Origin of the sequence: Micromonospora echinofusca (assembly GCF_017614955.1) — a bacterium.
GTDB lineage: Bacteria > Actinomycetota > Actinomycetes > Mycobacteriales > Micromonosporaceae > Micromonospora > Micromonospora echinofusca_A.
Genome location: NZ_WVUH01000142.1, coordinates 1 through 17,113, shown reverse-complemented (window position 1 = coordinate 17,113; position 17,113 = coordinate 1). Strand labels below are relative to the sequence as shown.

The following is a 17,113-nucleotide window of genomic DNA, read 5'->3' as shown; positions in this document are numbered from 1 at the left end:
GGCGGGGTGCGGTGCCGGGGGCCCGTGCCGGTGGGGACACCGGCCGGTGAGCGGGACCCTCGCCCCCCGGGTGGTGGTGGTAAGCCGGCGCAGCGAACTGGACGAGCTGCTGGCCCGGCACGGTACCCGGGCGGCCGCCGACCGCTACCTGCGCGAGCGTGGCCGCGACCTGGCCGAGGTGGTGGACCGGCACCATCGGTTGGAGGCGGCGTTGACCACCGTCGGCGCCGCCATCCCGGTGGACTGGCGGCGCGGCCGGGTCGACCGCGACGACCTGCCCCGGTTCCTCTTCGCACCCGAGGACGTGGTGATCGCGGTCGGCCCGGACGGGCTGGTGGCCAACGTCGCCAAGTACCTCGACCGGCAGCCGGTGATCGGCGTGGACCCGGAGCCGGGCCGCAACGCGGGGGTACTGGTCCGTTTCCCGGCCGGGGCGGTGGCCGGGTTGCTGCCGGCGGTGGTCACCGGCCGGGCACCCACCGACCACCGGACCATGGTCCGTGCCGCCCTGGACGACGGCCAGGAGCTGGTGGGGCTCAACGAGGTGTACGTCGGACACGCCTCCCACCAGTCCGCCCGGTACCTGCTCACCGCGCAGGCCGGCACGGCCACACACCGGGAGCGACAGTCCTCCTCCGGCGTGGTCGTCGGCAGCGGAACCGGGGTGACCGGGTGGTGCGCGTCGATCGCGCGGGACCGGCCGGGCGCACCGCCGCCGCCCGCACCCGACGAGGAGGCGCTCTGCTGGTTCGTCCGGGAGGCGTGGCCGTCCCCGGCCACCGGTGTCCGGCTGACCAGCGGCCGGTTCGCCGGTGACGGCCGGTTGGAGCTGGTCAGCGAGTCCGACGGGCTGGTGGTCTTCGCCGACGGGCTGGAGGCCGACCGGCTCGCGCTGAGCTGGGGGCAACGGGTGACCGTGACCGTGGCCCCGCGCCAGCTCGCCCTGGTCGCCCCCTGACGGCCCGACGCCGGTCCGTCAGGCGTTGTCGTCGCCGAGTCGCTGCCGGTTCGCCTCGATCCAGGCGTCCAGGGCCTCCGGGTCGTTCGGGTCGACCCCGTCCGCCATCAACTGGGCCACCGCCGCAGTCGCCGGGCTGCGCCGCTCGCCGGTGCTGTAGAGCCGGGCGAACTCCGGGATCATCTCCTCGATCGCCGAGTCGGTCTGCGTCACGGCGGCGGCCGGCAGGCCCCGTCGGCGGGCCGTCCAGGTGGCCCAGGCGCGCAGCACCCGGGGCAGCATCGCGGCGTCGTCCATGTCCAGTACGGCCCGGCGGTGCACCCAGTCCAGCAGGAACAGCCCGGCCACCGCCGGGCTCCACCGCAGCGGATCGGCGTCCGGGAAGCTCGCCGAGTGGTCGAGCAGGAGGCTGAGGCAGAAGTGCAGGGAGGCCAGGTCGTCGCCGTCCACCCGGTCCAGCCCGTGCCGGACCGCCTCCGGCGAGGCGAGGAAGGCACGGATCAGTTCGGTCCGCTCGGCCGGGGAGGGCGGCTCGACCGGCGCGGGTGCCGCCGGTACCCCGACCGGGGCGGGCAGCAGGGCGAGGCGGGCGCCGAACAGGGCCCGGTCGGTGGCGAGCGACCCCTCGTCGGGCAGGTCACCCAGCGCGTCGGTGACGGCCAGGTGGCGGGCCACCTCCTGGCGCAACCGGGCCGGGTCCTCGGTACGGAACCAGGTCAGCTCGTCGTCGGCGCACATCTGGCGTACCTGGTCGAGGATCCGGTCGGCCGGACCGCCGACGAAGACGTCCTTCGCGATGCCGATGTTGTGGTCGATCAGGGCCACCACCGCGTGCTCCGGGCCACCGGTCTCGTCGTCGTACGCGAAGGTGGCCAGGTAGGAGGTCTGGTCGCCGTACACGTCGCCGTAGGCGTAGGCGCCGGTGAGGCGTACCCGGCCGAGCCGGGTCGCCCAGGACGGCGCGTGTGCACCCGGTTTGACCCGGCCGGCGCCCTCGGCCTCCGGTACGAGGGTGGCGAAGACCAGGCGGATGGTGGTCGCGGCAGCCGACCGGCGCCGGCTGGTGGCGGCGAGGAAGCCGCCGACGAACTCCCGGACGGCACGCTCACGGTCGTCCTCGGCGATGGCGTAGACGCTGCCCAGCAGGGCGGTACCGAGGATTTCGGCGTCCAGCGCGCAGTCCAGCCGCGTCACGTCACGGGCGGCGTGCAGCACCGCGTCATAGGGGGTCTGTGGCGTGGCCATGGACCGACCCTACGCTGAGAGCGCCCGGGAGGGCATCCGCACGAGGCCACAGTTGCGCGCGACCACGGCTCGGTCCGGGTGCACCTGGTGGTCGGTTCCGGGTGCACCTGGTGGTCGGTTCCGGGTGCACCTGCGGCTCAGCCCGGTGCGCCGGCCTCGGCGAGTGCCGTCCGGGCCTGCGCGTAGCCACGCAGCACCTCCTGCACCGGGGTCACCACGTACTCCTCGCCGACTGCGGTGACCGCCGCGTCGAGCCGCCTGCGGGCGCGCCGCCCGGCCCGCCCGGCCGCCCACCGGATCACCGGTTTCACCAGCATCGCGACCAGCAGGCCGGCGAGCAGCCCGCCGAGCAGCAGCACGGTGGGCAGCGGAACCACTCCCACGGTCGGGTTGTCCGGCGGGGGCAGGCCGAGGGCGCGTAGCGCGTACCCGGCGACCAGCCAGAGCAGCCCGGCGAGCGCGGTGAGGGTGACCAGCCACTGGAGGCCACCGACGAGCCGCCACCAGACCGGTCGACGGCGCAGACCCAGGTCGGTACCGGCCACCGCGCGGTCCAGCGCGTCCGGCAGGTCGGCCGCCCGGGACCGGGCCGCCGTGGTCACCGCCGCCGGCCAGGGCGGGGGCAGCCCGGCCGAGGCCCGCTCGGCCACCGCCCGGACCGCCAGACCGACCGCCGAGCGCTGGGCGGCGGTCGGATCGGGTACGGACGTCGCCGCGACCAGGCTCTCCGATGTCTCCTCCGCCGGTGTGGTGCCGGCCAGGTGCAGCCGGCGCAACGGGTCCGGCCGGAGCCGGCGCCAGCCGCGTACCACCGGCCACCCGGTGGCTCCGGCCGCCCGGTGCCGGTACGCCTCCTCGGTGGCCCCGGCCACCGCCGGTACCCCGGCCACATCACCCAGCGCGGCGGCGAGCGCTCGGCGGCTGTCCCGGTCCACCTCGCCCGCGCCGGGCTCCGAGGCGACCAGTTCGGCCAGCCCGGCGACGACGGTGTCGACGTCGCCGGAGAGCCGGCGCAGGGCCGCCTGCCGTCCGGCGACCGTACGCTCCAGCGTGGCCCGCAGCTCCCCGATCGCGGCCCGGTCCACGGCGGCGGTGGCCAGCAGCGGTACCCCGTCGAGCCGGTCGCCGTCGAGCAGCCGGCGCAGGTCGGCCAGGACCCGGGGCAGTTCGGTCGGGGACAGCCGGTCGGCCTGGTTGAGCACCACCACGGTCACGTCCCGGTGCCGGTGGAACTGGCGCAGGTAGCTCTCGTGCACCACCCGGTCGGCGTACTTCTGTGGATCGACCACCCACACCACCAGGTCGACCAGGCCGAGCAGCCGGTCCACCTCCAGCCGGTGCGAGCGTTCCACCGAGTCGAAGTCGGGCAGGTCGAGCAGGATCAGCCCGTGCAGGGCGGACTCGTCGTCGGCGTCCAGCGCGCTCTCCCGGACGAACCGGTGCCGGGGCAGTACGCCGATCCAGTCGAGCAGCTTCGTCGCCCCGGCCAGCGGCCCCCAGACGCAGGCGTGGGCGACCCCGGTGGTGGGGCGGCGGACGCCGACCGGGGAGAGGTCGAGCCGGGCGAGTGCGTTGAACAGGCTGGACTTGCCGCTGCCGGTACTGCCGGCGAGCGCGACGACGGTGTGGTCCCGGGACATCGCGAGCCGGCTGCCGGCGCGTTCCACCAGGGTGTGCGCGGCGACCAGGCGCTCGTCGGGCAGGTAGCCGTCGGTGGTGTCGAGGAACCGGCGTACCGCACCGAGCCGGGTGAGCAGGGTGTCGGCGTCGATCCGGCGCTCCCCGCGTAGCGCGTCCCGCATCCGGCCCACCACGTTGCTCAAGTATCGGCACCTTCCCCAGCGGCGGTCGTCAGGTGGGCCCGGGTACGCGCGCCCTCCACCCGGGCACCGGCCTCCCGCAGCGCCGTCGGGGTCCCGGCGGTCGCCTCGGCGTCGGCCAGCAGTCCGAGGTAGCGGGCGGCCTCCCCGTCGAGCAGCACGGTCACCCGGTCGAGCAGATCGGCGCGGGCCCTGCTGGCCAGGGTACGCACCGCCTGGTCCCCGAAGACGGCCTGGAGCACGGCCTGCGCGGCGACGGTCGTGCCGGTGCCGGCCGCCACCTCCAGCCCGGTCGGGATGAACGCGGTGGAGGCGAAGACGGCGATCATGACGGCCAGGCCGGTGGCGTTGACCGCGTACGCGGCCGTCCGGGCCACGAACCGCTTGTCGCCACCCTCGGCGCGGACCAGTTCCAGCACCCCGCGCTGCCAGTCCCGGATCAGGCGTTCGGCCTGTTGGTCCAGGTCGGCGGAGGGGCGGGCGAGGTCCGGGGTGAGCAGGGCCGCCCCGGCCGGGTGGGCCCGCCAGCCGGTGTGCGCGTGCTCGGCGGCCTCGGCGGCGACCCCGCGCAGCAGGGTCACCAGCTGCGATTCGATCGCGGTACGCAGTTCGGCGGCGGCGGGCGCCGGCCGGCCGGTCACGGCGGCCACCACCCGGTCGCGGAGCCGGCCGATCCGGGCCTCCAGGGTGCGGAACAGTTCGCCGGTGCCGACGTACTCCTGCCACCGGGCGAGTACCTCGCCGCGCAGCAGCCGCCCGTCGCGCAGCCCCTGCTCGACCGTGCGGTGCGCGTTGCGGTACGCCGCCCGGACCCGTTCGTCCAGCGCCTCGGCGGCGGTGAGCTGCTCGTCGGAGGCGGCGGCCAGCCCGGCCACGGCGGGTTGCAGGGCGGCGAGGGCGCCATCGAGGGTCTGCCGGACCACCGCGTCCCGGGCTCCGGCGTCGGTGGCGAGCTGGCCGAACCAGTCCCGCAGCGGTGCCACCGCCCACTCGGGCAGCATGCCCTGGCCGTCGACCACGGTTTCCGGCAGGACGAAGAGCGGGGCGGCGCCGAGGCCGTTGGCGGTGAGCATCTCGCCGAGGTGCGCGGTGATCTCGTCGGCGGCGCCCGGGGGTACCCGGTCCAGCACCAGGGCGGTCACCGTGCCCCGGGCCCGGGCGGTCCGCAGCAGTTCCCAGGGCACCGCATCGGCGTACCGGGCGGCGGTGGTGACGAAGAGCCACAGGTCGGCGGCGGCCAGGAGCTGCCCGGCCAGCGCCCGGTTCGCGTCGACCACGGAGTCGATGTCCGGTGCGTCGAGGAAGGCCAGCCCGGGGCGGAGTGCGGGGGCCGCGACGAGTTGCAGGGTGCGTGGATCCTCGCTCGGCTCACCGGTACGGGTCAGGCCGGGGAGCAGGTCCCCGGAGCGGAACCAGGACGAGTCGGCCGGATTGCAGACCAGCACCGGCGAGCGGGTGGTGGGGCGGAGCACCCCGGCGGCGCTGACCCGGGCCTGGACGAGGCTGTTGACCAGGGTCGACTTGCCGGCCCCGGTGGACCCGCCGACCACGACGAGCAGGGGGGCGTCGAGTCGGGCGAGCCGGGGCAGCAGGTAGTCGTCGAGTTGGGCGGCGAGGGCGGCGGCGTCCCGGCGGGCCGGCTCGGCCGACGGTACGGCGAGCGGGAAGCGGGCCGCCGCCACGGCGGCCCGAAGGCCGGCGAGCGCAGCCGGCAGCTCCGCCGGCGGGTTGTTTCCGGGTACGACGGGTGGCGCACCGGGGGCCGAGGCGTCGTCGCCATGCGTCGTCACGGGATAAAGCGTGCCCGAATCAGGCAAGTCAAACAACCGACGCCCCCTATGCCGGTCTGGTTCCCCCGACGGGCCCGGTCGGGCCGGCCCCGGGGGTGCGTCGGCAGGGCCGCCGACCTGCCCTTGCGTCAAGGGTTGCGTCAGGGTGACTCAAGTCCGATTTGACGATCGCGGCAGGCGTGGCAATATTGAGTCAAGTCCACTCAACTTGAGGTGGGTGTGCTGCGGGCGGTGCCCGTCACCTGCTCTACGTAACGAAGCGAGGAAGCGAAGATGGCACGTGCGGTCGGCATTGACCTCGGCACGACGAACTCCTGCGTCAGCGTCCTGGAGGGCGGCGAGCCCACCGTCATCGCCAATGCCGAGGGCTCGCGGACGACTCCTTCGATCGTCGCGTTCGCCCGCAACGGCGAGGTGCTCGTCGGTGAGGTCGCCAAGCGCCAGGCGGTGACCAACCCGGACCGGACCATCCGGTCGGTCAAGCGTGAGATCGGCACCAACTGGACCGTCGACATCGACGGCAAGAAGTACACCCCGCAGGAGATCTCCGCGCGGACCCTGATGAAGCTCAAGCGGGACGCCGAGGCGTACCTGGGCGAGCAGATCACCGACGCGGTGATCACCGTGCCGGCGTACTTCAACGACGCCCAGCGGCAGGCCACCAAGGAGGCCGGGGAGATCGCCGGCTTCAACGTGCTGCGGATCGTCAACGAGCCGACCGCGGCGGCCCTGGCGTACGGGCTGGACAAGGGCTCCAAGGAGCAGACCGTCCTGGTCTTCGACCTCGGTGGCGGCACCTTCGACGTGTCGCTGCTGGAGCTGGCCGACGGGGTCGTCGAGGTCAAGTCGACCAGCGGTGACAACCACCTCGGTGGTGACGACTGGGACGAGCGGATCATCGACCACCTGGTGAAGACCTTCCGGGGTCAGCACGGCGTCGACCTGTCGCAGGACAAGATGGCCATGCAGCGGCTCCGTGAGGCGGCTGAGAAGGCCAAGATCGAGCTGTCCGCGGCCACCACGACCAGCATCAACCTGCCGTACATCACCGCCGGCCCGGCCTCCACCGAGGGCGCCCCGTCCGCCCCGCTGCACCTGGACGTGACCCTGACCCGGGCCGAGTTCCAGCGGATGACCCAGGACCTGCTGGACCGCTGCAAGGGCCCGTTCGAGCAGGCGATCAAGGACGCCGGGATCAAGGTCTCCGACGTCGACCACGTGATCCTGGTCGGCGGCTCGACCCGGATGCCGGCCGTCACCGACCTGGTCAAGCAGCTGATCGGCCGGGACCCGAACAAGGGCGTCAACCCGGACGAGGTCGTCGCGGTCGGCGCCGCGCTCCAGGCCGGTGTGCTCAAGGGCGAGGTGAAGGACGTCCTGCTGCTCGACGTCACCCCGCTGAGCCTGGGCATCGAGACCAAGGGCGGCATCTTCACCAAGCTGATCGAGCGCAACACCACCATCCCGACCAAGCGCTCCGAGGTCTTCACCACGGCCGACGACAACCAGCCGTCGGTGCTGATCCAGGTCTTCCAGGGCGAACGGGACATCGCCGCCTACAACAAGAAGCTCGGCACCTTCGAGCTGACCGGCCTGCCCCCGGCGCCGCGCGGCGTGCCGCAGATCGAGGTCACCTTCGACATCGACGCGAACGGCATCGTGAACGTCCACGCCAAGGACCTCGGTACCGGCAAGGAACAGAAGATGACCATCACCGGTGGTTCCTCGCTGCCGAAGGACGACATCGAGCGGATGCGTCGGGACGCCGAGGAGCACGCCGACGAGGACAAGCGTCGGCGTGAGGAGGCGGAGACCCGCAACCTGGCCGAGGCCCTTCAGTGGCAGACCGAGAAGTTCCTGGCCGAGAGCGGGGACAAGCTCCCCACCGAGTCCCGGGACCAGATCAACGAGGCGCTCGGCGACCTGCGTAGCGCGCTCGGCGGTACCGACATCGAGAAGGTCAAGTCGGCGCACGAGAAGTTGGCCCAGGTCTCGCAGCAGGCCGGTTCGCTGCTCTACGCGCAGCAGGCCGAGCAGGCTCCGCAGGCCGACGCGGGTACCGGTGCCACCGGCGCGAAGGCCGGCGGCCAGGACGACGTGGTGGACGCCGAGATCGTCGACGAGGACGGCAAGAAGTGACGGAGCAGCCAGGGGCCACCGACCCGGGGGTGGAGACCACCGGGCCGGTGCCGGATGGCACCGCACCCGAGGGTGAAACCGGTCCGCGCGTCGTCATCCGGAACAACCGGAAGATCACCGACAGCGTGACGGTGGAGGGCGACTCCGCCGGTACCCCGGTCGACGGAAGCGCCGGTGCCGAGACCGAAGGGCTGGTCGAGGAGGCCGAGGTGGTGGTGGACGAGGTCGTCGAGACCGAGCCCGCGCCGACCGGTCAGCCGGTGGTGGACGCGCCGGCCGAGCCGGCCGCGCCGGTCGAGGGCGGGCCGGTCGGGGGCGGTGCCCTCGGTGCCGAGCTGTCCGCCCTCCGGTCGGAGCTGGAGGAGCGCACCCGGGACCTGCAACGGGTCACCGCGGAGTACGCCAACTACCGCAAGCGGGTGGACCGGGACCGGGCGGTGGCCGCCGAGCAGACCACCGGTCAGGTGCTCTCCGCGCTGCTGCCGATCCTGGACGACCTGGACCGTGCCCGGGAGCACGGCGACCTGGTCGGACCGTTCGGCACGGTGGCCGAGCAGCTCACCAGCGCACTCGGCAAGTTCGGGCTGACCGTGTTCGGTGAGCAGGGTGACCCGTTCGACCCCACCCGGCACGAGGCGGTGGCGCACCAGACCTCCGCCGACGTGACCGAGCCGACCTGCGTGCAGGTGATGCGCCGGGGCTACTCGCTCGGCGACCGGCTGCTGCGGCCTGCGATGGTCGCGGTTGCCGATCCGGAATAGCACCGTCGTGGTCGAGGTGCCCGCCCGACGGGGCGGGCACCTCGACCACGCGAATCGGGAGGGGGTGGACCGGTGAGTTCCAAGGACTGGCTGGAGAAGGACTTCTACGCCGTACTGGGGGTGGGCAAGTCCGCCACCTCCGACGAGATCAAGAAGGCGTACCGGAAGATCGCGCGCGAGTCGCACCCGGACCACAACCCGGGTGACGCGCCGGCCGAGGAGCGGTTCAAGGCCGCCTCCGAGGCGTACGACGTGCTGGCCGACGAGCGTAAGCGCCGGGAGTACGACGAGATGCGCTCGCTCTTCGGCTCCGGTGCGTTCCGGCGCAACGCCCGGGGAGCGGGTGGACCCGGCGGGGCGCCGTTCGACGTCTCCGACCTGTTCGGTGGTGCCGGGGCGCAGACCCGGGGCGGCGGGTTCGGTGGTGCGGGCGGTGGTGCCGGCTTCTCCGACCTGTTCAGCTCGCTCTTCACCGGCGGTGCCGGCCCCGGTCGGGCCCGTGGCCCGGCCCGGGGACGGGACGTCGAAGCCGAGGTGGTGCTCGACTTCGGTGACGCGGTACGCGGGGTCACCGTCCCGTTGACGCTGCGCGCACCGGGGGTCTGCGACACCTGCCACGGTGACGGCGCCAAGCCGGGTACCCGGCCGAAGACCTGCCCGCAGTGCCACGGGTCCGGGGTGGTGACCCGCAACCAGGGGTCGTTCAGCTTCTCCGAGCCGTGCCGGGAGTGTCAGGGCGTGGGCACGGTGGTCGAGGAGAAGTGCCCGGAGTGCCACGGCACCGGCGGTGTGACCAAGACCCGCACCCTGAACGTACGTTTCCCGGCCGGGGTGGCCGACGGGCAGCGCATCCGGCTGGCCGGTCGGGGTGAGCCGGGCGATCGGGGCGGACCGGCCGGTGACCTCTTCGTCATGGTGAAGGTGCGTCCGGACGAGTTGTTCGGGCGGAGCGGCGACGATCTGACCCTCACCGTCCCGATCACGTTCGCGGAGGCGGTGCTCGGGGTGGACCTGCGGGTACCGACCATGGACGGCGCGGTGACCCTGCGGGTGCCGCCGGGTACCCCGAGCGGCCGGGTGCTGCGGGCCCGGGGCAAGGGCGTCGTCCGGAAGGAAGGACAGGCCGGCGACCTGTTGGTGACCCTGGAGGTGGTCGTCCCGGCGCAGGTGTCGGACGAGGCCCGGGCGGCCCTGGAGACGTTCGCCGGGCACTCGCCGGCGGCGTCGCGGGAACATCTGGACGCGCGGTTGCGTCGGTTCAACTGACGGTCGGTGCAGGCGGAGGTGACCAGGATGGCGGAGGATTTCGTCGGATCGTCGGACCCGGCGTACGAGGCCAAGGTACTGATGATCTCGGTGGCAGCCCGGATGGCGGGGATGCACCCGCAGACGTTGCGCCAGTACGACCGGCTCGGCCTGGTGCAGGCCGGCCGGGCGTCCGGCGGCGGTCGCCGGTACAGCGTCCGGGACGTGGTGCTGCTGCGCGAGGTGCAGCGGCTGAGCCAGGACGACGGGGTCAACCTCGCCGGCATCAAGCGGATCATCGGGCTGGAACGGCTGCTGGAGCAGGCCCAGCAACGGGTCGCCCGGCTGGAGGCGGAACTCGACGCGGCGTACCGGCGGATCGCCGAACTTGAGTCGATCTCCGCCTTTCCGCGACGGGACCTCGTGCCGACCACCCGTACCTCGACCGCCATGGTCGTGTGGCGGCAGACCCGGCCGACGGGGGACGGTCGGGGCTGACCGGCCCCGGTGTTCCGTCAGCCGGGTCCGGGTGCCGTCCGGGTGCCGATTCCGGTCCGCCGACCGTACCCCGTCGGGTAACCTCAATTCGGGTTCAAAGCGCCTAATACGGATCTAAACGGGGGCTCGGCGAGGAGGGGTGATGGCTGGATCAGAGCAGGCCAGAAAGATCGCCGAGAAGGCCGAAGACCAGCTCGGCAAGGTCGCGGACACGGTCAAGGAGAAGTTCGACCAGCTCTCCGGTGGCCGGCTCGCCGACCGGAACGACCAGGTCGACAAGGGGCCGGACCAGGCACGCGAGCGTGCGCAGGAGGGTCAGGGCGGGAAATCCGGCCGCTGAGCCGCGACGGGTACCAGGACCGGCGGGCCGGGATCCACGGGGGGTCCCGGCCCGTTCCGTGTCCGACCGGTGTGCCTGCCTGATCCGGACGGGCCTGCCGGCACCAATGGACAGACGGCGACGCGGGCGACCGCTCCCGGATTCACCGCGCCCCCGGATTGTCGGACCCGCCACAGCCGTCGGCCGCGAACGTGGCCCGGCTCTACGAGTACGTCTGCACCGCCTTCGGGGTCACCGCCCCGGGGTACCGGTTCCCCGGGCCGAGTTGGCCGCCGCGGCACCCGACAAGGGTCGGCAGAGCCTTTGCTCTGCTTCAGCGGAGGCAACACCGAGGGGGCCTCTCTGTAGCCGTCGCTGAAGCAGAGCAAAGCGGCGGAGAGGAGATCTGCCGGGACGGGCGCAGGCGGGGTGAACCGGGTGGTAGCAGGAGAGGCCGGGCAGGGCCGACCAGTCGACCGGGCCTGCGGCAACGCCGACCCGGCGCAGCTCATCGTCAAGCTGCGCCGGGTCGCAGCCGTCCCGGTCCGGGGCATCGCCGCGAGCTGACCGGCCGGGATACGGCGTGGGCGCCGGCGCCCCTCTCCGGTCGCCAGCTCCCTGCGGAGTCCGGACTCCATAGTGGATCAGGCAGGTGGGGCGGGTGATCGGTGAAGTGGACCGTGTCCCGGAGAGAACCGGGCGACCGTTGTCGTCCGGTGGTGGCGTCGACTAGCCGATCCGGCGTTCCTGGCGGACCAGACCGCCCTCGCACCAGTCGTGATAGTTGAACAGATCCGGACGGGCCAGCAGTACCCGGCTGTTGTGCGCCCAGGTCGTCATCAGCTCGTCGCCGTGCCGCTCGGCCTGCTCGACCAGTTTGCGGAAGCGGCGCTTGGGGTGCGCCCGGAAGTTGGTCCGGATGCCGTCAGCGGCGTAGATGTAGAGGCAGTGCAGGGCGAAGCGGCGGGCCGGGCAGGCGGGATCCATCGCCAACTCGAAGAGGGTCTGCACCAACTGGTCGCCGGCCACCAGCAGGTCCCAGTCCGGCGGCATCGCCTGCAACGGGACGGAATCGGGCTGGTACGCCCAGGCGCGCAGCTCGGCGGGGGAGGGGTCGACCGGGTTGGCGAAGCCGCGGAACGCGGACTGCTGCACGCTCACCAACGCAGACCCTCTCGCTCATGGCCGCGCGGGCAGGACACCCAACATCCGCGGGACCAGCTGCTGCGGCGTCACCGTAACCCGGTACGGGCAGCCCGGGGAATTGCACGACGATCGGATTCGGATCAGCCGTTGGGTGCCCTGACCTGGCCGTACGGGCAGGTCAGGGCAGCCAGCGGGAGGGTTCGGCGCGGGTTGGCCCGCCTCGGTGCGCAGGGGTGACCCGGGCCGTGGCTACTCCGGCGAGACCACCGGTACGGCGGCCCGGGCCGCCGCCCGCTGTCGGAGCCAGCTCTTGAACCAGGCGAAGTCCGGTACCCGGGCCAGCAGCGGACCGGTCACCACCGTGATCAGCACGTAGGTCGCGGCGAGCGGAGCCAGCTGCGGTTCCACACTGCCGGCGGCCACGGCCAGTCCGGCGATGACGATGGAGAACTCCCCTCGGGGTACCAGGGCGAGGCCGGTACGCCAACGACCCGGCACCGCGATACCGACCCGGCGGGCCGCAAGGTACCCGGTGAGCGTCTTCGTCGCCATGGTGAGGATGGCCAGGGCGAGTGCGGGCAGCAGTACCGGGGGGATCTCCCGGGGGTCGGTGGCCAGCCCGAAGAAGACGAAGAAGACCGTGGCGAACAGGTCCCGCAGGGGGGTGAGCAGTTCGGTCGCGTGGTGTGCGACCGGCCCGGAGAGCGCGATGCCGACCAGGAACGCGCCGACCGCCGCCGAAACCTGGAGCTTCTGGGCGATGCCGGCGACCAGCAGGGTCAGTCCGAGGACGCCGAGCAGCAGTGCCTCGGCATCCTTGGCGGAGAGCATCGCCGAGATGAAGTGCCCGTACCGGATGGCCACGACCAGCACCAGCACCACGGTGAAGACGGCGACGCCGAGCGCGAAGCCGCCACCGATCAGACCGGTACCGGCCAGCAGCGCGGTCACCAACGGCAGGTACAGGGCCATCGCCAGGTCCTCGATCACCAGCACCGACAGGATCACCGGGGTCTCCCGGTTACCGAGCCGGCCCAGGTCGGCGAGGACCTTGGCGATCACCCCGGACGAGGAGACCCAGGTGATGCCGGCCAGCACCACGGCCGCGACCCAGCCCCAGCCGAGCAGCAGCGCGAACGCCGCCCCCGGCAGGGCATTGAGCAGGGCGTCGATCAGTCCGGCCGGGGCTGCGGCACGCAGGTTGCCGACCAGTTCACCGGCCGAGTACTCCAGGCCGAGCATCAGCAGCAGGAGGATCACGCCGATCTCGGCACCGACGGCGAAGAACTCCTCGCTGGCGGTGAGCGGCAGCAGGCCGCCGTGCCCGAAGGCCAGGCCGGCGAGCAGGTAGAGCGGGATCGGGGAGAGCCCGATCCGGCGGCTGAGTCGGCCGAGCAGGCCGAGTCCCAGCAGGAGTGCGCCGACTTCGATCAGCAGGATGGTGGTTTCGTGCATACGCGTCAGCCGTCCGGGTCGGTGTCGGCAAGGATGGCGGTGGCACCGTCGAGCCCCTTGCGGGTACCGACCACGACCACGACATCGCCGGCTTCGAACCGGAACGACGGGTCGGGTGAGACGATGACCTCCCGGTCGCGGAGCACCGCGACGATGGAGGCACTGGTCCGGGTACGCACCTGGGTGTCACCCAGCTTGCGGCCGACGTACGCCGAGCCGGCGGGGATGGCGATCTGCTCGGTGAGCAGGCCGGCGGCCTGCTGGCGCAGCCCGGAGAGCTGCCCGAGCATCAGCGACGCGCCGAGGATGTCGGCCAGCGCCTCCGCCTCGTCGTCCGTCAGCGGGACGTCGTCGGTGCTCGCGTCCGGATCGTCCTGGTCGTACAACACGAGATCCCGGCGGCCGTTGCGGTGGGACACCACGCCGATCCGGCGACCCGACTCGGTCACCAGGTCGTGACGCACCCCGATCCCCGGGAGGGCAGTCTGTTCAACACGTACTCTCACCGCTTCAAGGTACCGGTGGGACCTTCACGTTGGACCCGGTGGACGGGTGGACCCCCGCCCGGCCCACCGCCGCAGTGGTATGGGATCGATTCGCGGTGGCAGCAGGTGGCCGGGCTGGGGTGGTCACCGGTCGGCCGGACGCGGTGGGGCGTCCGGCCCGTCCGTCCGGTCCTGTTACCAGGACGGGTCGTTGCAGGTGGTACGGGTGATCGTGTAGTACGCGGTCTTCTGGCCGTACTGGAAGTCCTCCAGGCAGTTGCCGTAGACCCACATCCCGACCTGCACCGTCTTGCTGGAGTCGGAGAAGTAGGTGTAGGTGATGCTCTCGTTCGTTCCCGGGTACGGGATGGCCTGGGCGGGTGTGGCGGCGACCACCGTGCCGGCGGCCACGGCGAGCGCGGTGGCGGCGAGCACGTTGCGGAGGAACTTCGCCATCTCGGCACCTTCCTGAGCTGTCGGGTGTCCAGATGGTAGCCGCCTGATCGAAGTCCTCCGATGTATCCAGCGGTCTTCCGACAGGAACCCGGGTGGCGCCGGTGATGATCCAGTACGCAGTTCAAGGTTGAGTGGAATAGACTCAACTCTGGTTGTGTCGTTCCCAGTGAGAACGCCGATCCAGGGGAGCCCATGAACGCCGAACGCCTCACCACCAAGAGCCGCGAAGTCATCACCGGTGCGGTCGCCCTCGCCAACCAGCGCGGGCACGCGACCGTGGAGCCCTGGCACCTGCTGCTGTCGCTGCTGGACACCGCCGGCTCCACCGCCGCCGGCCTGCTCCGGGCCGCCGGTGCCGATCCTGTCGAGCTGCGTCGCGTCGCGCTGCGCTCGGTCGACGCGCTGCCGGCCGCCCGGGGGTCCAGCGTCGCCGAGCCGAGCCTGTCCCGGGAGTTCGCCAACGCCATCGGCGCCGCCGAGCAGATCGCGCGGCCCCTCGGCGACGAGTACACCTCGACCGAGCACCTGCTCGCCGGCCTGGCCCGGGTCGGTGGCGCGGTCGCCGTCGCCCTGAAGAACGCCGGTGCCACCGAGGAGAACCTGGTCGCCGCGTTCCCGACCGTCCGGGGCGGGGACCGCCGGGTGACCAGCGCCGACCCGGAGCAGACCTACCAGGCGCTGGAGAAGTACGGGGTCGACCTGACCGCCAGCGCCCGGGCCGGCAAGATCGACCCGGTCATCGGCCGGGACTCGGAGATCCGCCGGGTCATCCAGGTGCTGTCCCGGCGTACCAAGAACAACCCGGTCCTGATCGGTGAGCCGGGTGTCGGCAAGACCGCCATCGTCGAGGGCCTGGCCCAGCGGATCGTGGCCGGGGACGTCCCCGAGTCGCTCCGCGACAAGAAGCTGGTCTCGCTCGACCTCGGTGCGATGGTCGCCGGTGCCCAGTACCGGGGCCAGTTCGAGGAGCGGCTGAAGTCGGTCCTGGAGGAGATCAAGGGATCGAACGGCCAGGTCATCACGTTCCTCGACGAGCTGCACACGGTGGTCGGCGCCGGTAAGGGCGAGGGCTCGATGGACGCCGGCAACATGCTCAAGCCGATGCTCGCCCGGGGTGAACTGCGAATGGTCGGCGCGACCACCCTCGACGAGTACCGCGAGAACATCGAGAAGGACCCCGCCCTGGAGCGCCGCTTCCAGCCGGTCCTGGTCGGTGAGCCGACCATCGAGGACACCATCGGCATCCTGCGCGGCCTCAAGGAGCGCTACGAGGTGCACCACGGCGTCCGCATCACCGACGCCGCGCTGGTCGCCGCAGCCAGTCTCTCCGACCGGTACATCACCGACCGGTTCCTGCCGGACAAGGCGATCGACCTGGTCGACGAGTCGGCGTCCCGGCTCCGGATGGAGATCGACTCGCGGCCGGTGGAGGTCGACGAGATCGAGCGGGCGGTCCGCCGGCTGGAGATCGAGGAGATGGCGCTGGCCAAGGAGCCGGACGCCGCCTCCGCCGAGCGGCTGGAACGGCTCCGCAAGGAGCTGGCCGACAAGCGTGAGCAGCTCACCGCCCTCTCCGACCGCTGGAAGCTGGAGAAGGAGCACATCACCCGGCTCTCCACCGCCAAGGAGGAGTTGGAACGGCTCGGCGGGGAGGCGGAGCGCGCCGAACGTGACGGCGAGCTGGAACGCGCCGCCGAACTGCGGTACGGCCGGATTCCCGAGCTCAAGGCCGACCTGGCCCGGGCCGAGGCCGAACTGGCCGCGCTCCAGGCCGACGGTGCCATGCTCAAGGAGGAGGTCGGCGCGGACGACATCGCCGCCGTGGTCGCCTCCTGGACCGGCATCCCCGCCGGCCGGCTGATGGAGGGCGAGACCGCCAAGCTGCTGCGGATGGAGTCGTCGCTGACCGCCCGGGTGGTCGGTCAGACGCAGGCGGTCGGCGCCGTCTCCGACGCGGTCCGCCGGGCCCGGGCCGGCATCGCCGACCCGGACCGTCCCACCGGCAGTTTCCTCTTCCTCGGTCCGACCGGTGTCGGCAAGACCGAGCTGGCCAAGGCACTCGCCGAGTTCCTCTTCGACGACGAGCGGGCCATGGTTCGCATCGACATGAGCGAGTACGGCGAGAAGCACTCCGTGGCCCGGCTGGTGGGTGCCCCGCCCGGGTACGTCGGCTACGAGGAGGGCGGGCAGCTCACCGAGGCGGTGCGGCGCCGGCCGTACTCGGTGATCCTGCTGGACGAGGTGGAGAAGGCCCACCCGGACGTCTTCGACGTGCTGCTCCAGGTGCTCGACGACGGCCGGCTCACCGACGGGCAGGGACGTACCGTCGACTTCCGCAACGCCATCCTGATCCTCACCTCGAACCTCGGCTCGTCGGTGGTCAGTGACCTGACCCTCGGCGAGGAGCAGCGCCGGGAGGCGGTGCTCGCGGTGGTCCGGTCGCACTTCAAGCCGGAGTTCCTCAACCGGCTGGACGACATCGTGGTCTTCGCCGCGCTGACCGGCGAGGAACTGCGGTCCATCGTGGACATCCAGCTCGACCGGATGCGCAAGCGGCTCGCCGACCGCCGGCTGGGCCTGGAGGTGACCGAGGCGGCCCGGAGTTGGCTGGCGGAGCACGGGTACGACCCGCTCTACGGTGCCCGTCCGCTGCGTCGGCTGGTGCAGACCGCCATCGGCGACCAGCTCGCGAAGGCGCTGCTCTCCGGCACGGTCCGGGACGGTGACACGGTCCGGGTCGACCTGGCCGACAGCAAGGACGCCCTGACCGTCGCCACCACCTGACCCACCCGCACC

The 17,113-nt window shown here is 72.4% G+C and carries 15 protein-coding genes; 8 read left to right on the top strand and 7 right to left on the bottom strand.

Annotated features, from left to right (window positions below; genetic code table 11):
- The first annotated feature begins 46 nt into the window (after positions 1-46).
- Positions 47-958 (top strand): NAD(+)/NADH kinase, encoded by a 912-nt coding sequence (locus GSF22_RS17340; RefSeq protein WP_208814651.1) that lies wholly within the window; start codon positions 47-49, stop codon positions 956-958.
- Between the two features lie 18 nt (positions 959-976).
- Here GSF22_RS17340 and GSF22_RS17335 read toward each other — a convergent pair whose 3' ends face one another.
- The 3 genes from GSF22_RS17335 to GSF22_RS17325 form a co-directional block, all read right to left on the bottom strand.
- On the bottom strand, positions 977-2,203 hold the full coding sequence (locus GSF22_RS17335) for a hypothetical protein (protein ID WP_208814648.1): 1,227 nt from the start codon (positions 2,201-2,203) through the stop codon (positions 977-979).
- 137 nt (positions 2,204-2,340) lie between these two features.
- Positions 2,341-4,005 carry a GTPase gene (locus GSF22_RS17330; RefSeq protein WP_208814649.1) on the bottom strand — a complete coding sequence of 555 codons (1,665 nt, stop codon included), beginning with the start codon at positions 4,003-4,005 and terminating at the stop codon, positions 2,341-2,343.
- A 17-nt stretch (positions 4,006-4,022) separates the two neighbouring features.
- Complete coding sequence (locus GSF22_RS17325; protein WP_208814646.1) at positions 4,023-5,813, bottom strand: GTPase domain-containing protein; 1,791 nt, start codon at positions 5,811-5,813, stop codon at positions 4,023-4,025.
- A gap of 273 nt (positions 5,814-6,086) precedes the next feature.
- On the opposite strand from GSF22_RS17325, the gene dnaK reads away from it, so the two are divergent.
- The 6 genes from dnaK to GSF22_RS35425 all read left to right on the top strand — a co-directional run bounded on the left by dnaK (position 6,087) and on the right by GSF22_RS35425 (position 11,342).
- Positions 6,087-7,952: a molecular chaperone DnaK gene (gene dnaK / locus GSF22_RS17320; protein WP_208814644.1), complete on the top strand. Its 1,866-nt coding sequence runs from the start codon at positions 6,087-6,089 to the stop codon at positions 7,950-7,952.
- Positions 7,949-8,713, top strand: a complete 765-nt coding sequence (gene grpE / locus GSF22_RS17315; RefSeq protein WP_208814642.1) for a nucleotide exchange factor GrpE — start codon at positions 7,949-7,951, stop codon at positions 8,711-8,713. Before dnaK ends, grpE begins: the two co-directional genes overlap by 4 nt.
- 72 nt (positions 8,714-8,785) lie before the next feature.
- On the top strand, positions 8,786-9,979 hold the full coding sequence (locus GSF22_RS17310) for a DnaJ C-terminal domain-containing protein (RefSeq protein ID WP_208814641.1): 1,194 nt from the start codon (positions 8,786-8,788) through the stop codon (positions 9,977-9,979).
- 27 nt (positions 9,980-10,006) lie between these two features.
- A complete protein-coding gene (locus GSF22_RS17305; RefSeq protein ID WP_208814639.1) occupies positions 10,007-10,456 on the top strand; it encodes a heat shock protein transcriptional repressor HspR in 450 nt (149 codons plus the stop codon).
- A 142-nt stretch (positions 10,457-10,598) separates the two neighbouring features.
- Positions 10,599-10,796, top strand: a complete 198-nt coding sequence (locus GSF22_RS17300; RefSeq protein WP_208814638.1) for a hypothetical protein — start codon at positions 10,599-10,601, stop codon at positions 10,794-10,796.
- Positions 10,797-11,213: 417 nt separating this feature from the next.
- Complete coding sequence (locus GSF22_RS35425) at positions 11,214-11,342, top strand: hypothetical protein (RefSeq protein ID WP_280116893.1); 129 nt, start codon at positions 11,214-11,216, stop codon at positions 11,340-11,342.
- Positions 11,343-11,504: 162 nt separating this feature from the next.
- On the opposite strand, the gene GSF22_RS17295 is transcribed toward GSF22_RS35425, so the two are convergent.
- The 4 genes from GSF22_RS17295 to GSF22_RS17280 all read right to left on the bottom strand — a co-directional run bounded on the left by GSF22_RS17295 (position 11,505) and on the right by GSF22_RS17280 (position 14,317).
- A complete protein-coding gene (locus GSF22_RS17295; RefSeq protein WP_208814636.1) occupies positions 11,505-11,936 on the bottom strand; it encodes a hypothetical protein in 432 nt (143 codons plus the stop codon).
- A gap of 234 nt (positions 11,937-12,170) precedes the next feature.
- Entirely contained in the window at positions 12,171-13,376 is a 1,206-nt protein-coding gene (locus tag GSF22_RS17290; RefSeq protein ID WP_208814634.1) for a cation:proton antiporter, read from the bottom strand.
- A 5-nt stretch (positions 13,377-13,381) separates the two neighbouring features.
- A complete protein-coding gene (locus GSF22_RS17285) occupies positions 13,382-13,882 on the bottom strand; it encodes a cation:proton antiporter regulatory subunit (protein ID WP_208814633.1) in 501 nt (166 codons plus the stop codon).
- Positions 13,883-14,056: 174 nt separating this feature from the next.
- The gene (locus GSF22_RS17280; RefSeq protein WP_208814630.1) at positions 14,057-14,317 is read right to left on the bottom strand and encodes a hypothetical protein; all 261 of its coding nucleotides are present in this window, start codon (positions 14,315-14,317) and stop codon (positions 14,057-14,059) included.
- A gap of 192 nt (positions 14,318-14,509) precedes the next feature.
- Here GSF22_RS17280 and clpB point away from each other — a divergent pair, with 192 nt between their 5' ends.
- On the top strand, positions 14,510-17,101 hold the full coding sequence (gene clpB, locus GSF22_RS17275; RefSeq protein ID WP_208814628.1) for an ATP-dependent chaperone ClpB: 2,592 nt from the start codon (positions 14,510-14,512) through the stop codon (positions 17,099-17,101).
- Positions 17,102-17,113: the final 12 nt, after the last annotated feature.